This is a genomic window from Streptomyces sp. NPDC003036 (genome assembly GCF_040611175.1).
GTDB lineage: Bacteria > Actinomycetota > Actinomycetes > Streptomycetales > Streptomycetaceae > Streptomyces.
Window position 1 is genome coordinate 1 of record NZ_JBEXNO010000057.1, and the last position, 13,832, is coordinate 13,832.

Genomic DNA, 13,832 nt, shown 5'->3' on the forward strand with positions numbered 1-13,832 from the left:
GACGCCACCGCGGAGGTCTCCGGGCACACGCCGATCGTCCAGGAGCTGGGCAACGGCGCCGCTGGGAAGCGGTCACCCCTCACCCGTGGAAGCAGTGTGTGGGACGAGTTGTGTCTGCTGCGCGCTCAGTGGCCCTGCTCGTCGCGGCGGCGCTGCCACCGCTCTTCGATCCGGTCCATCACCGAGCGGCGCTGCCGGGGCTGCCGGCCTGGGGCCGCGCTTCCTGGTGACTGCTGCTCGCCGGGCTTGGGCGCCTTGCGCCAACCGGTGACCGCCAGGACCGCACAGCCCAGCATGACGAGAAAACCCACCACGCTGATCCAGATCTGCTGGGCGACCATTCCGGCCATGAGGAGCGCGATACCCACCAGGAAGCCGGCGACCGCCTGGTAGACCCGTCGCCGGGTGTACGTACGCAGCCCGCTTCCCTCGAGCGCTGTCGCGAACTTGGGATCTTCGGCGTACAGCGCTCGCTCCATCTGCTCGAGCATTCGCTGCTCGTGCTCCGAGAGCGGCACGGAGTCCTCCTCGTCGTCGGTCGCGGGGGGCGACCGGTATGCGGCCCTTTCAGGATAGGCAGGGAATCGCCCCCGTGAAACCCGCCCTCAATCCCAAATCACCGATCGGGCCGCCATGCCGGTTCGGCTGGTGAGGCGTTGATTCCCCGTCCGCCGAACCGTCATGCCGGATGGTGTCCCTCGATCATACGGGGATCCGGCGGCGATCGGGGGGCCTGTGACGTACTCCGTCCGCCGCTGCTGCGCTGATCAGCCCGCTGCCGGCGTCAACCGCGCTTTTCACCCAGCACGTGCAGCTGGGTGGCGACCGACTGGAAGGCGGGCAGTTCGGCGGCGGCCGCCTCCAGCCGGAGCAGCGCCTCCAGGGCGCCGGGCTCGGTGTCCACGAGCACGCCGGGGACCAGATCGGCGAAGACCCGCACGCCGTGTACGGCGCCGACCTCCACGCCGGAGGCCTCGACGGCCTCGGTGAGCTGGTCGACGGTGAAGCGGCGGGGCACCGGGTCGCCCTCGCCCCAGCGGCCGGCCGGGTCGGTCAGCGCGTGGCGGGCCTCGGTGAAGTGGCCGGCGAGCGCGCGGGCCAGGACGGCGCCGCCGAGGCCGGCGGCGAGGAGGCTCAGCGCACCGCCCGGACGCAGGGCCTCGACCACGTGGCGCACGCCCTCCGCCGGATCGTCGACGTACTCCAGGACGCCGTGGCACAGCACGGCGTCGTAGCCGCCGCGCTGGACGACGTCGAACAGGCCGTGGATGTCGCCCTGGACACCCTTGACCCGGTCGGCGACCCCGGCCTCGGCGGCGCGGCGCTCCAGCGCGAACAGGGCGTTGGGGCTGGGGTCGACGACGGTGACGCGGTGGCCGAGGCGGGCGACGGGCACGGCGAAGTTGCCGCTGCCGCCACCGGTGTCGAGGACGTCCAGGCTGTCTTTCCCGGCCGCCTTGACCCTGCGGTCAAGGGCGTCCTCGAGAACGTCCCACACCACGGCGGTACGAAGGGAGGCGCGGGGGCGCTGCGGGTCCGACACGGCAGTTGACTCCTCGGGAGGGTTGCGAACGCATCCCACCCTATGGCCTCACGTACCGTCTCCGGTCACCCCCGGGCATCCTCCTCCCCCGGCTCGCCCGCCCGCGGGCGCGGCAGGGCGGGCGGGAGCACGAGCAGGCGCTCCACCAGGCGTATGAACACGGCGACGTCGCGGATCAGGTCGTCGGCGTCCCGGGCGGCGGCCGCGCCCGGTATCCCCGCTTCGGCGCGCGCCCGGCGGGCGGCTCCGGCGGCGAACAGGGCGCTCCACTCGGCCAGCTCGGGCGCGATTTCGGGCAGCACGTCCCAGGCGCTGCGGATCTGCTGCCGCTTGCGCGGGGTGGACTCGGGCCGCCCGCGCGCGGCGAGGACCGCGGCGGCGGTGCGCAGGGCGGCGAGGTGGGCCGTGGCGTACCGCTCGTTGGGGATGTCGAGGGCGCTCGCCTCGTCGAGTCCGGCACGGGCCTTGGCGAGCAGGTCGAGGGCGGCGGGCGGTGCGGAGGAGCGCCGCGGCACGGGGTGGACGTCGCGCGCTGCCGCGTGGGACCTGCCGGGCATGACGAACCTCCTGTCGTCGTGTGACGGCGCTGTGGCCGTATGTGTCCATCGTGCAGGCCACCACTGACAATCGCGCTGACCCGGGATTTTGCCTCGCGCTGCACGTTCGGAGTAGTTTTTGCACTGACTGGTCAGTTCAAAAACTCTGGGGGAGGCTGCGTGGACAACGACGACGACCACGTCGACGACCGGGACACCAAGGACGAGGCCGAGGACAAGGCCAAGGAAGCGGCCGGGGACGAGGCCAAGGAGGCGGCCGAGGAAAAGGCCGCCGAGCCTGCCGAGCCCGCCGAGCCCGCCGAGGCCCCCGACCCCGCGCGCGGAGCGGCTCTCCTCGTCGACGGCCTGGGGATGAAGGGCCCCCGGGGGTGGGTCTTCCGGGGGGTGTCCGTGAAGGCCGAGCCCGGCGCGCTCGTCACCATCGAGGGGCCCTCCGGCTCCGGCCGCACCTGCCTGCTGCTGGCCCTCACGGGCCGCATGCGCCCCACCGAGGGCCACGCCGAGGTCGGCGGCCTGCCCCTGCCCCGCAAGATGGCCGCCGTCCGCCGCGTCAGCGCGCTCGGGCACGTCCCGGGCGTCAGCGACCTCGACCCGGCGTTCACCGTCGCCGAGCACCTGCACGAGCGCGCCCTGCTCCAGCGCCGCTTCGACGCCTCGCCGCGCGCCCTGCTGCGCCGGCCCGCCGAGCGCGCCGCCGCCTCCCGCGCCCGGATCGAGGCGGCCCTGAAGGCCGCCGGACTGGACACGGCCGCGCTGCCCAAGGGCGAGCGCACCTCCATACGGGATCTGGAGCGGCTGGAGGCCCTGCGCCTGTCCGTCGCCCTCGCCCTCATCGGCGAGCCGCGCCTGCTCGCCGTCGACGACACCGACCTCAAGCTCTCCGACGCAGACCGCGCCGAGGCCTGGTCGATGCTGCGGTCGATAGCCGCCGGCGGCACCACCGTGCTCGCCGTGTGCAGCGAGGCGCCCGGGAACACGATCACCATCCGCACCACCGAGACCGAGGAGGGGGCGGCCGATGCGCTCGCCGAAACTGGCCGCGCTTGAGCTGAAGCGGTTCGGCAGGGGCAAGCTGCCGCGCGCCGCGCTCGTCGCGATCCTGCTGCTGCCCCTGCTGTACGGCGCGCTGTACCTGTGGTCCTTCTGGGACCCGTACGGCAGGCTCGACAAGATCCCCGTGGCGCTCGTCAACGAGGACAAGGGCGCCACCGCCGACGGCAAGAAGCTCAACGCCGGCGACGAGATCACCAAGAACCTGCGCGACAGCAAGGTCTTCGACTGGCACGAGGTGAGCGACGCCGAGGCGCGCGAGGGCGTGGAGGAGGGCACGTACTACCTGTCCCTGACCATGCCCCGGGACTTCAGCGAGCGGATCGCCTCCAGCTCCGGCGACTCGCCGGAAACGGGCGCCCTTCAGGTGCGTACGAACGACGCCAACAACTACATCGTCGGGCAGATCTCGCGGACGGTGTTCTCCGAGGTGCGCACCGCCGCCTCGACGAAGTCGTCCCGTTCCTTCCTGGACAAGATCTTCATCTCCTTCTCGGACATCCACGACGCGACGGAGAAGGCCGCCGAGGGCGCCGACCAGGTGAAGGACGGCGTCGGCAAGGCGAAGAAGGGCTCCGAGGACCTGTCCAAGGGGCTGACGGACGCCAAGGAGGGCAGCGGCAAGCTGGCCGGCGGCCTGAAGGAGCTCGACAAGGGCGCGGGCCGGGTGGAGAACGGCGCCCGGGAGGTCGCGCAGGGCACCCAGCAGCTGGCCGACAAGGTCAACGGCGTGGCCGCCGACGTCCGCCCGTACCTGAAGGACAACGGCAAGAAGATCGGCGACTCGGCCCGGCTGGTCTCGGACCTGTCGCAGGCCATGCGCCACAACCTCGACCTCATCGTGAAGACCGGCCCCACCGCGCGCGAGGGCGCCCACAAGGCGGCCGACGAGCTGGCGGCCATCCACAAGGAGCGCTGCGAGGACGCGCCGCTCCCCGACGCCCAGCTGTGCCCGGCCATGGAGCGCGCGAAGGTCTCCGCCGCCGATGTGGCGAAGATCGCCGACGACCTGCACGAGCTGTCGAAGGACGGCAACGGCGACCTGAAGAAGCTGGACGCGCAGCTGGTCGACCTCCAGAAGAAGGCCGACGCCCTCGCCAAGCGGGCGCCGAACCTGGACAGCGACCTGGCGGACGCCGTCAAGAAGATCAACGAGCTCAACAGGGGCGCCCACGCGGTCGCCGAGGGCGCCGACAAGGTGCACTCCGGTGTGACGAGCGCCAAGACGGGCTCCAGCGATCTCGACACGGGCGTCGGCAAGCTCAAGAAGGGCGCCGGGGAGCTCAGCGGCGGTCTGTTCAAGCTCGCCGACGGCTCCACCGAGCTCGCCGCCGGCCTCAACGACGGCGTCGACAAGATCCCGGACTACGACAAGGAGGACCGGGACCGCCGCACCGAGGTGATGGCCGACCCGGTCAAGCTCGCCGCCCAGTCGCTGCACAAGGCGGACAACTACGGCACCGGCTTCGCCCCGTACTTCATCCCGCTCTCCCTCTGGGTGGGCGCCATGGTGGCGTACATGCTGATCCAGCCGCTCAACCGGCGCGCGCTCGCCGCCGGTGCCTCCGCCTGGCGGATCGCGCTGGCCGGCTGGCTGCCGGTCGCCGCCATCGGCCTCCTCCAGGTGGCCGCCCTGATGTCCGTACTCCACTGGGGGCTGGGGCTGAAGATGGCCCACGCCGCGCTGACGGTGGCCTTCCTGGCCCTGGTCACCTGCTGCTTCGCGGCGATCATCCAGTGGCTGAACGCCCGCTTCGGCGCGGCCGGCCGGATCCTGGTGCTGGCGCTGCTGATGCTCCAGCTGACCTCGGCCGGGGGCACGTACCCCGTTCAGACCAGCCCGGGCTTCTTCAACGCGATCCACCCCTTCCTGCCGATGAGTTACGTCGTCGAGGCGCTGCGCCGGCTCATCACGGGCGGCGGCCTGGGCCCGGTCTGGCAGGCCTGCGCGGTCCTGGCGGCCTTCACCCTGGGCGCGCTGGCGCTGACGGCCGTCTCCGCCCGTCGCAAGCAGGTGTGGAGCCTGGACCGGCTCCACCCGGAGCTGACCCTGTGACCGGTCCTGTGAGAATCGACGCCATGGACACCCAGAGCAGCAGACGGCAGGCCACGCGTACGAAGCTGTACGAGGCCGCCGTGACCCTCATCGCCGAGCAGGGGTTCTCGGCGACGACGGTGGACGAGATCGCGGAACGGGCCGGGGTGGCCAAGGGCACCGTCTACTACAACTTCAAGAGCAAGACGGAGCTCTTCGAGGAGCTGCTGCGGCACGGGGTCGGCCTGCTCACGGCCTCGCTGCGGGCCGCCGCCGACGAGACGGCGGCCCGCGGCGGGACGCGGGTCGAGGCGCTGGACGCGATGATCCGCGCGGGTCTGGTCTTCATCGACCGCTACCCGTCCTTCACCCAGCTGTACGTGGCCGAGCTGTGGCGCACCAACCGGGCCTGGCAGTCCACCCTCCTGGTGGTACGCCAGGAGGCGGTGGCCGTCGTCGAGGGGGTGCTGCGGGAGGCCGTGGCGGCCGGTGAGCTGAGCGAGGAGATCGACGTCTCGTTGACGGCGGCCGCGCTGGTCGGGATGGTGCTGGTGGCGGCGCTGGACTGGCGGGCGTTCCAGAGCGAGCGCTCCATCGACGACGTCCACGCGGCGCTGTCCCGGCTGCTGCACGGGCGCGTGAGCGGACGCGGATAGGACGGGGACAGGACGCGGATAGCCGGTCCGGATGGGCTCGATCCCCCCGAGCCCGCCCGAACCGGCGTTTCCCCCGTTCCCCCGTGTCCCCCCGTTCCCTCCCCCGTGTCCCCCGTTTCCCCGTGCGTTCCCCCGCTTCCCCGTTCCGTCAGGTGCGCGGGTGCCGTTCCGCCGCCCCGTGTCGGCGGTGCCGGACCCGCGCCCCTTCCGTGGTCCCCACTCTTCCGTCCCGGCGGGCCGGGGCCCATCCGCGTCCCTACTCATCTCGCCGCCTAGGTACGAGTACTCAGACCTCCGCGTTCATGCCCAGACGCGGCGCTGTCAGTGGGGCCGGATATGGTCCCTGACATGGCACGGATTGCGGTGATCGGCGCCGGGATGGGCGCCATGGCGGCGGCGGCCCGGCTGGCTGTGGCGGGCCACCGGGTGACGGTGTACGAGCGGGCGGCGACCTACGGCGGCGCGGTGGGCAGGTTCGAGCGCGACGGCTTCGCCTTCGACACCGGCCCCGGTCTGCTGCACCTGCCCGCGGTGTACCGGGACCTGTTCGTCAAGACCGGCAAGGAGCCGCTGGAGCGGTGCGTCGAGATGGCCCAGGTGGACCCGGCCGTCCGGCATGTCTTCGCCGACGGCACGGCGGTCTCCCTGCCGAACGCGTCCCGCGCGGGTGTCGTCTCGGCGCTCGACGAGGCGCTCGGCGCGGGGGCGGGCGAGCGGTGGGGCGACTTCCTCACCCGCGCGCGGGACGCCTGGGACCGCTCGCGCCGCCCGCTGCTGGAGGAGCCGCTGCCGGCCGACGTGTCGCCGCTGCGCCGCGACCCGTACCCGGCGCTGAAGACCGGCCTGTTGCGCCGTAAGGCGACGACGCTCGCCGAGGTGGGCCGCCGGGAGCTGCGCGACCCCCGGCTGGCGGCGCTGCTGGAGAGCTACGCGCTCGCGTACGGCTTCGATCCGGCCACCGCCCCCGCCTCCGCCGCCGTGCTGCCCTACATGGAGCAGACCTTCGGCAGCTGGTACGTGACGGGCGGCGTCCGGGCGCTGGCCGACGCCGTGTACGAGCGCTGCCGGGCCCGGAAGGTCGCGTTCGTCTTCGGCGCCGAGGTGACGCGGGTGGTGGCGAAGGACGGGCGCGCCGCGGGCCTGGAGCTGGCCGACGGGACCCTGGTGGACGCGGACCAGGTGGTGGCGGGCGCGCCCATACCCGCGCTCTACCGGGACCAGGTGCTGGAGTGGGAGAGCCAGGACGAGTGGCCCCGCCACCAAGAGGCGATACACACCGGGCGGGTGACCCTGTGCCTCGCCCTGCGCGGCGCGCGGCCCGCCGACGCGGTGCACCGGACGGTGGTGCACTCCACCGACCGCGCGGACGAGCTGGACGGCCTCGCGCACGGCCGGCTCTGCGACCGGCCGACGGTGACGGTGCTGCGCCCCGACGACGAGCGGCTGCGTCCGGACGGCGACCATGAGGCGATCACGGTCACCGCGACCGTCCCCGCGGGCGGCGCCTGGGCGTCGGAGAACCTGTGGGGCGAGGGCGGGGCGGACGCGGGGGTGAGCGCCTTCGCCGACCGGATGCTGGAGGCCGCGGAGGCGGCCGTACCGGGGCTGCGGGAGCGGCTGCTGTGGCGGGAGGTGCGCACCCCGGCGGACACCTTCCGGGAGACGGGCACGTACCAGGTGCCGGGCCCGGCGCTGGCGGGGGCGGGCGGCGCGCTGCTCCCGGCGGCCAATCCGGCGCCGCTGCCGGGGCTCCACTTCGCCGGCGGCTGGGCGCACCCGGGCGGCGGGCTGGCGCACGCCGGGATGTCGGGCGCCCTGGTGGCGGGGCTGATCGTGGAGGGCGCCGCCTTCCGCGGCTCCCAGTAGCGGGGCGCCGGTGGCGGCGCCCCGGGGCAGTACCCCGGTGCCTCAGTAGCGGTACTGCGGGTCGTTCGGGTCGTAGCCGTACGGGGACGGCTGCCCGGGCGGCGGCGGGGGGTACTGCCCCTCCGCGTCGCGCTGCTGCGGCACCCACACACCGCCGGGGGGCGTGTCGCCGCCGAACTGCCCGGCGTAGGGGTCGCCGTAGGGCTGCTGGCCGCCGTAGCCGTCGTACATGCCGTACGGCTGGGCGCCGGGTGCCGGGCCGGCCGCGCTGGGGCCGATGTACGGGTCCGAGTAGGTGGCGTACTGCTGCTGGCCGGTGCCGTAGTCGTAGGACGCGGTGTACGTGTAGGCGTCCTGCTGGTCGTAGCCGGCCGGGGAGGGGCTCCCGAAGCCGGTGTCGTACGCGGCGGCCCGGTCGGCGGCACCGCCCGGGTCGTCGGCCCGGTCGCCGCCGTAGCCGGTGGGGCCCGTGTAGACGCCGTACTGCCCGGTCTCGTCCGGGAGCGGCTGCGGCTCGTAGACGGCCGTGGTCTCGGCGGGCCCGGCCTCGGGCGCCGGTTCGGGCGTGTCGTACGCCAGGTCCGTGACCTCCAGCGTGGGCGCGGCGGTGCTCCCCCCGCCCCGGCGACGGCGGCTCGCGCCGGGGCGGCCGCCGAGCGCCCAGCCCGTGGAGAAGCCGCGCCGGAAGGAGAGCGTGACGTACGTCTGGCCGACGGCGAACGCGAGCGCGCCACCGATGATCACCGCGACGGAGGGCAGCAGGACGCCCAGCACCACGCCCAGGAAGCCGGCGAAGGCGAGCAGGCGCCACCGCAGCCGGGCCTTGTACTGCAGGAGCACTTCACCGAGCAGCCACAGCGCGACGATTCCGAACGCGATGTAGAGGACCGTCCAGCCCATGCCCGCCCCTCTCGTACGGCCGCCGCCCCGGGACGTGGCGGGTACGGCCGGTCAGGACTGCGTGTGCAGTCCGAGATTTTCGTAGATCTCGAGCGTCGCGGTGGAGTTGTTCAGCGTGATGAAGTGCAGCCCGGGGACGCCCTCGGACAGCAGACGAGCGCCGAACTCCGTTGCGAACTCGATGCCAATGGAGCGTACAGCGGCCGGATCGTCCTTGACGGCGAGGATGCGCTCTTTCAGGGCGGGCGGGAAGTGCGCATTGCTCAGCCGGGCGAATCGCTCGATCTGCTTGACGTTCGTCACCGGCATGATCTCCGGGATGATCGGCGTCTCGCAGCCCTTGGCCGTGACCCGGTCGCGGAGCCGCAGGTAGTCCTCCGGGTCGAAGAACATCTGGGTGATGGCGTAGTCGGCGCCCGCCCGGCACTTGTCCACGAAGTGGCGGATGTCCGTGTCCCAGTCGGTGGAGCGGGGGTGCATCTCCGGGAAGGCGGCGACGCCCACGCAGAAGTCGCCGGACTCCTTGATCAGCCGGACGAGGTCGGCGGCGTACCTGACGCCCTGCGGGTGCGGGACCCACTCGCCCATCGGGTCGCCGGGCGGGTCGCCCCGGACGGCGAGGATGTTGCGGATGTCGGCGTCGGCGTACTGGCCGATCATGTTGCGCAGCTCGGCGATGGTGTGGTCGACCGCGGTGAGGTGCGCGACGGGCGTGAGGGTGGTGTCGGCGGCGATCTGCTCGGTGGCCTTGACGGTCCCGGCACGGGTGGAGCCGCCGGCTCCGTAGGTCACGGAGACGAAGCTCGGCGCCACCGCCTCGACCCGGCGCAGCGCGTTCCAGAGGTTCCGCTCGCCCTTCTCGGTCTTGGGCGCCCAGAACTCGAAGGAGTACGTCGTCTTGCCGGTCGCGAGCAGATCGCGCACGGTGTGGGCGCGATCTGTCCTGGTTGAGGGTGTGCCAAGGGCCATACGGGCAGGTTAACGACGGCGGGTCCGTCACCCAACCGGAGCAGGTGAATTCGTCCGTTTTGCCGGGTTGTTGTCCACCCATCGGACACATCGGGGCCCACGCCCCCTCGGACGACCCCTCGGCGGTCTCCGCTCGGACGGTCTGCTCGGACGACCGGCTCAGGCGGCCCGCTCGCGCACCCGCTTGGCCAGCGACGCCACCGCGGCCGCCGGGTCGTCGGCCTCGGTGATCGCCCGTACGACGACGATCCTGCGCGCACCGGCGTCCAGGACCTGGTCCAGGTTGTCCGCGTCGATGCCCCCGATCGCGAACCAGGGCCGCCGCTGGTCCAGCGACGCGGCGTACCGGACGAGGTCCAGCCCCGGCGCGTACCGCCCGGGCTTGGTGGGCGTCGGCCAGCACGGCCCGGTGCAGAAGTAGTCGACGCCGGGCTCGGCGACCGCCGCGTCGACCTCCGCCTCGCCGTGCGTGGAGCGGCCTATCAGCACCTCGCCACCGAGGATCGCTCGCGCGGCCGGGACCGGCAGGTCGCCCTGGCCCAGGTGCAGCACGTCGGAGCCGATGGCGTGCGCCACGTCGGCCCGGTCGTTCACCGCGAGCAGCTTGCCGTGGCGGCGGCAGGCGTCCGCGAACACCTCCAGGTGCTCCAGCTCCTCGCCGGCCTCCATGCCCTTGTCGCGCAGCTGGACGATGTCCACACCGGAGGCGAGCACGGCGTCGAGGAACTCGGGCAGGTCCCCCTGGCGCTTCCGGGCGTCCGTGCACAGGTACAGCCGGGCGTCGGACAGGAGCGCGCGTGCGGTGGCCATCAGAGGTTCCCCCCGTTGGTGCGGTGGTGTACGGACCGGCCGCGCGCGAGCGCGGGCCGGCCCGTACACCACCTGGTGTCGGTGTTCGTTCGGTTCGTCAGACGGCGAGCGCCTGGGCTCGGCGCTTCACCTCCGTGCCGCGATTCTCGCTGAGCGCCTGCGCGGGCGTGCCCGGCAGGGACGGGTCGGGGGTGAAGAGCCACTCCAGCATCTCTTCGTCGGTGAAGCCGTCGTCCCGCAGCAGCGTCAGGGTCCCGGAGAGGCCCTTGAGGACCTTGCCGTCCTTGATGAAGGCGGCAGGGACCTGCAGCGTCCGGTTCTCACCGCGGCGCACGGCGATCAGCTGGCCCTCCTTGACCAGCTGCCGCACGCGCGTCACCTCGACATCCAGCATTTCCGCGATGTCGGGCAGGTGGAGCCAGGCGGGGACGAGAGCATCGATCTTTGCGTCAATCTCGGTCACGGGACAAGCGTGCCATCCCGGACTGACACGCGGTACCCGGGCTGGGCCGAGGGCGCGTCGCAAGCGCCACGGAGCCACGGAAACAGCGAGACACGTCCTACGCCAGAGCCGCGGCCTTCAGGGGTACGGACGGGTCGGCGACCTGTTCCGCGTCGAGCGGTGTGCCCGCTTCGATCAGCTTGCGGCCCTGCGCCAGGTCCCGGGGGCGGCCGACCGCCAGCAGGGCGACCAGGACGTTCTCCCGCAGCCACGCGACGGACCAGGAGGCACCGGCCGGATCGCCGCGCCACACCATCGCGTCAGCGGCCCCGTGGTGGCCCGCGTACTGCACGAAGCGGCCGAACTGCTCGGACCAGAAGTACGGCACCGGGTCGTACGGGTGCGGCGCCTCGCCCACGATCCCGGCCGCGACCGTGCGCGGCCCCTGGAGGGCGTTGTCCCAGTGGTGGACCAGCAGCCGCTCGCCGTAGCGGGCGGAGGGGAAGGAGGCGCAGTCGCCGACGGCGTACACATCGGGCACGGAGGTGCGCAGGTGGTCGTCCGCGAGGACGGCGCCGGCGGTGCCGAGGGCGATGCCGGAGCCGGTCAGCCAGTCGGTGGCGGGCCGGGCGCCGATGCCGACGACCACCGCCCCGGCGGGCAGGATCCGGCCGTCCTCCAGGGCCACCTCGCCCGGTTCGACGTGCCCCACGCGCGCGTCGGTCAGGAGTTTGGCGCCGGCCTCCTCGTACCAGTCGGCCATCGGAGCGGCGACCTCGGCCGGCAGGGCGCCCGCCAGCGGCCGTTCCGCGGCCTCCACGACCGTCACCGCGCAGCCCGCCTCGAGGGCGGCCGTGGTGAACTCGGCACCGATCCAGCCGGCGCCGACGACCACGATGTCGTGCTGCGCGGCGAGGACGGGGCGCAGCCGCTCGGCGTCGTCGAGGGTGCGCAGCAGATGGACGCCGGGGACGCCCTCGGAGCCGGGCAGCGCCAGGGGCACGGCGCCGGTCGCGATGACCAGCACGTCGTAGGGAACGGGTCCCTCCTCCGTGTCGATCTCGTGCGCGAGGGGGCGTACGCCGGTCACGGACAGGCCCAGGCGCAGGTCGATGGAGAGGGCTTCGAAGTCGACCTCGAAGGCGGAGCCCTCCGCCGTGCCGAGCAGGACCGCCTTGGACAGCGGCGGGCGGTCGTACGGCTGGTGCGGCTCGGCGCCGATCAGCAGCACCGGCCCCGTGAAGCCCTGTTCGCGCAGGGCCACGGCGGTCTGTACACCGGCTATTCCGGCTCCGACGATGACGACGCGCCGCTCGGCCGCGGGCCGCTCTGTATGCATCTCTGTATGCATCCGCTCGCTCACGCGATCACCATACGTAGGTGACGCGATGTCGGGCCAGAGTGAAGACACCCTTACTGCCCGTTGAGCGGTCGGGTTAGGCTGGCCGCCGTAGAGCACTCGCGGGAGCCCGGACGCACCGGGCTGAGAGGGAGGCTGGACGGCCTCCGACCGTACGAACCTGATCCGGGTCATGCCGGCGAAGGGAGGGGCTGGACGCCCATGCATCCACGTGGATCGACACGTACGGGATCGACACGTACAGGCTCGGCTGTCTCGGATGTCCTCGTCATCGGGGGCGGGATCATCGGCCTGGTCACGGCCTGGCGGGCGGCGCGGCGGGGGCTGCGCACCGCCGTCGTCGACCCCGAGCCGGGCGGCGGGGCCGCCCAGGTCGCGGCGGGCATGCTCGCCGCGGTCACCGAGCTCCACTACGGCGAGGAGACGCTCCTCGCCCTCAACCTCGCGTCGGCGCGCCGCTACCCGGACTTCGTCGCCGAGCTCCGGGACGCGTCGGGCGGCCTCGACGTCGGCTACCGCGCGTGCGGCACGCTGGCCGTCGCGCTGGACGCCGACGACCGCGCCCATCTGCGTGAGCTGCACGCGCTGCAGAGCCGCTGCGGCCTGGACTCCGAGTGGCTCAACGGCCGCGAGTGCCGCCGTCTGGAGCCCATGCTGGCGCCCGGCGTACGCGGCGGGCTGCGGGTGGACGGCGACCACCAGGTCGATCCGCGGCGGCTCGCGGCGGCCCTGGTCGCCGCGTGCGAGCGGGCCGGGGTGGTCTTCCACCGCGGCTGGGCGGACCGGCTGACGGTGGTGCGGGAGCGGGCCGCCGGGGCGGTCTTGAAGGACGGCACGGAACTCGCCGCCGATCAGGTGGTGCTGGCCGCGGGGAGCCTCAGCGGCCGGCTCGGCGGCGTACCGGACGATGTGCTTCCGCCGGTACGGCCCGTCAAGGGGCAGGTGCTGCGTCTGACGGTGCCGCGCGCGTACGCGCCGTTCCTCTCCCGGACGGTGCGGGCGGTGGTACGCGGCAGCCATGTCTACCTCGTGCCGCGTGAGAACGGCGAGCTGGTCGTCGGCGCCACGAGCGAGGAGCTCGGCTGGGACACCACGGTCACCGCGGGCGGGGTCTACGAGCTGCTGCGCGACGCGCACGAGCTGGTGCCGGGGATCACCGAGCTGCCGCTGACCGAGACCCGCGCGGGGCTGCGCCCGGGCTCGCCCGACAACGCGCCGCTGCTGGGCCCGAGCGCCCTGCCGGGGCTGCACCTGGCGACCGGGCACTACCGCAACGGGGTGCTGCTGACGCCGGTCACCGGGGACGTGATGGCCGAGGTGCTGGTGAGCGGTGAGCTGCCGGAGCAGGCGCGTCCGTTCGCCCCGGACCGCTTCTCCGCGGCCCCCTCCTCTGCCTCTTCCGCCCCCTCTTCCGTCTCTTCCGTCTCTCCGGTTGGAGTGTCATGAACGTCTCCGTGAACGGCGAGGCCCGCGAGCTCGCCGCCCCGACCACGCTCGACGCGCTGGTCGCCACCCTCACCACCGCGCCGTCCGGTGTCGCCGCCGCCGTCAACGAGACCGTCGTCCCGCGCAGCCAGTGGGCCGGGACGCTGCTCGGCGACGGCGACCGCGTCGAGGTCCTGACCGCGGTCCAGGGGGGCTGAA

General features: G+C 73.2%; 14 protein-coding genes and 1 riboswitch. Of the genes, 6 read left to right on the forward strand and 8 right to left on the reverse strand.

What is annotated here, in order from left to right; all coding sequences use genetic code 11:
* Window positions 1-125 precede the first annotated feature (125 nt).
* From ABZX67_RS30350 to ABZX67_RS30360, 3 genes are all read right to left on the reverse strand, one after another.
* Entirely contained in the window at window positions 126-518 is a 393-nt protein-coding gene (locus ABZX67_RS30350) for a DUF3040 domain-containing protein (RefSeq protein WP_355366937.1), read from the reverse strand.
* 266 nt (window positions 519-784) lie between these two features.
* The gene (locus ABZX67_RS30355; protein WP_355366940.1) at window positions 785-1,543 is read right to left on the reverse strand and encodes a methyltransferase; all 759 of its coding nucleotides are present in this window, start codon (window positions 1,541-1,543) and stop codon (window positions 785-787) included.
* A gap of 65 nt (window positions 1,544-1,608) precedes the next feature.
* Entirely contained in the window at window positions 1,609-2,100 is a 492-nt protein-coding gene (locus ABZX67_RS30360) for an SAV_6107 family HEPN domain-containing protein (RefSeq protein WP_355366943.1), read from the reverse strand.
* Between the two features lie 351 nt (window positions 2,101-2,451).
* On the opposite strand from ABZX67_RS30360, the gene ABZX67_RS30365 reads away from it, so the two are divergent.
* From ABZX67_RS30365 to ABZX67_RS30380, 4 genes are all read left to right on the forward strand, one after another.
* Complete coding sequence (locus ABZX67_RS30365; RefSeq protein ID WP_355367033.1) at window positions 2,452-3,147, forward strand: ATP-binding cassette domain-containing protein; 696 nt, start codon at window positions 2,452-2,454, stop codon at window positions 3,145-3,147.
* Window positions 3,119-5,206, forward strand: coding sequence for a YhgE/Pip domain-containing protein (locus ABZX67_RS30370; protein ID WP_355366945.1), 2,088 nt, complete (start codon window positions 3,119-3,121; stop codon window positions 5,204-5,206). Before ABZX67_RS30365 ends, ABZX67_RS30370 begins: the two co-directional genes overlap by 29 nt.
* Before the next feature lie 23 nt (window positions 5,207-5,229).
* Entirely contained in the window at window positions 5,230-5,841 is a 612-nt protein-coding gene (locus ABZX67_RS30375) for a TetR/AcrR family transcriptional regulator (RefSeq protein ID WP_355366947.1), read from the forward strand.
* A 348-nt stretch (window positions 5,842-6,189) separates the two neighbouring features.
* The gene (locus ABZX67_RS30380) at window positions 6,190-7,707 is read left to right on the forward strand and encodes an NAD(P)/FAD-dependent oxidoreductase (protein WP_355366949.1); all 1,518 of its coding nucleotides are present in this window, start codon (window positions 6,190-6,192) and stop codon (window positions 7,705-7,707) included.
* A gap of 42 nt (window positions 7,708-7,749) precedes the next feature.
* Here ABZX67_RS30380 and ABZX67_RS30385 read toward each other — a convergent pair whose 3' ends face one another.
* The 5 genes from ABZX67_RS30385 to ABZX67_RS30405 form a co-directional block, all read right to left on the reverse strand.
* Window positions 7,750-8,607, reverse strand: coding sequence for a hypothetical protein (locus ABZX67_RS30385; RefSeq protein ID WP_355366952.1), 858 nt, complete (start codon window positions 8,605-8,607; stop codon window positions 7,750-7,752).
* A 51-nt stretch (window positions 8,608-8,658) separates the two neighbouring features.
* Window positions 8,659-9,576 (reverse strand): methylenetetrahydrofolate reductase [NAD(P)H], encoded by a 918-nt coding sequence (metF, locus tag ABZX67_RS30390; RefSeq protein ID WP_355366955.1) that lies wholly within the window; start codon window positions 9,574-9,576, stop codon window positions 8,659-8,661.
* A 159-nt stretch (window positions 9,577-9,735) separates the two neighbouring features.
* Window positions 9,736-10,386, reverse strand: coding sequence for a thiamine phosphate synthase (gene thiE / locus ABZX67_RS30395; RefSeq protein WP_355366958.1), 651 nt, complete (start codon window positions 10,384-10,386; stop codon window positions 9,736-9,738).
* A gap of 97 nt (window positions 10,387-10,483) precedes the next feature.
* A complete protein-coding gene (locus ABZX67_RS30400) occupies window positions 10,484-10,849 on the reverse strand; it encodes an Rv2175c family DNA-binding protein (protein ID WP_355366961.1) in 366 nt (121 codons plus the stop codon).
* Between the two features lie 97 nt (window positions 10,850-10,946).
* Window positions 10,947-12,167: an FAD-dependent oxidoreductase gene (locus ABZX67_RS30405; RefSeq protein WP_355366964.1), complete on the reverse strand. Its 1,221-nt coding sequence runs from the start codon at window positions 12,165-12,167 to the stop codon at window positions 10,947-10,949.
* Window positions 12,168-12,279: 112 nt separating this feature from the next.
* A riboswitch (TPP riboswitch) is annotated at window positions 12,280-12,392 on the forward strand.
* On the opposite strand from ABZX67_RS30405, the gene thiO reads away from it, so the two are divergent.
* Complete coding sequence (gene thiO / locus ABZX67_RS30410) at window positions 12,390-13,634, forward strand: glycine oxidase ThiO (protein WP_355366967.1); 1,245 nt, start codon at window positions 12,390-12,392, stop codon at window positions 13,632-13,634. It overlaps the preceding riboswitch by 3 nt.
* Complete coding sequence (thiS, locus tag ABZX67_RS30415; protein ID WP_355366970.1) at window positions 13,631-13,831, forward strand: sulfur carrier protein ThiS; 201 nt, start codon at window positions 13,631-13,633, stop codon at window positions 13,829-13,831. The genes thiO and thiS overlap by 4 nt, the downstream gene beginning before the upstream one ends.
* Window position 13,832: the final 1 nt, after the last annotated feature.

Excerpts from the sequence above, each read along its gene's own strand:
- ABZX67_RS30360 (WP_355366943.1), bottom strand. The coding sequence starts at position 2,100 with ATGCCCGGCAGGTCCCACGCGGCAGCGCGCGACGTCCACCCCGTGCCG.
- ABZX67_RS30365 (WP_355367033.1), top strand. The coding sequence starts at position 2,452 with ATGAAGGGCCCCCGGGGGTGGGTCTTCCGGGGGGTGTCCGTGAAGGCC.
- ABZX67_RS30370 (WP_355366945.1), top strand. The coding sequence starts at position 3,119 with ATGCGCTCGCCGAAACTGGCCGCGCTTGAGCTGAAGCGGTTCGGCAGG.
- ABZX67_RS30375 (WP_355366947.1), top strand. The coding sequence starts at position 5,230 with ATGGACACCCAGAGCAGCAGACGGCAGGCCACGCGTACGAAGCTGTAC.
- ABZX67_RS30380 (WP_355366949.1), top strand. The coding sequence starts at position 6,190 with ATGGCACGGATTGCGGTGATCGGCGCCGGGATGGGCGCCATGGCGGCG.
- ABZX67_RS30385 (WP_355366952.1), bottom strand. The coding sequence starts at position 8,607 with ATGGGCTGGACGGTCCTCTACATCGCGTTCGGAATCGTCGCGCTGTGG.
- metF (WP_355366955.1), bottom strand. The coding sequence starts at position 9,576 with ATGGCCCTTGGCACACCCTCAACCAGGACAGATCGCGCCCACACCGTG.
- thiE (WP_355366958.1), bottom strand. The coding sequence starts at position 10,386 with ATGGCCACCGCACGCGCGCTCCTGTCCGACGCCCGGCTGTACCTGTGC.
- ABZX67_RS30405 (WP_355366964.1), bottom strand. The coding sequence starts at position 12,167 with ATGCATACAGAGCGGCCCGCGGCCGAGCGGCGCGTCGTCATCGTCGGA.
- thiO (WP_355366967.1), top strand. The coding sequence starts at position 12,390 with ATGCATCCACGTGGATCGACACGTACGGGATCGACACGTACAGGCTCG.
- thiS (WP_355366970.1), top strand. The coding sequence starts at position 13,631 with ATGAACGTCTCCGTGAACGGCGAGGCCCGCGAGCTCGCCGCCCCGACC.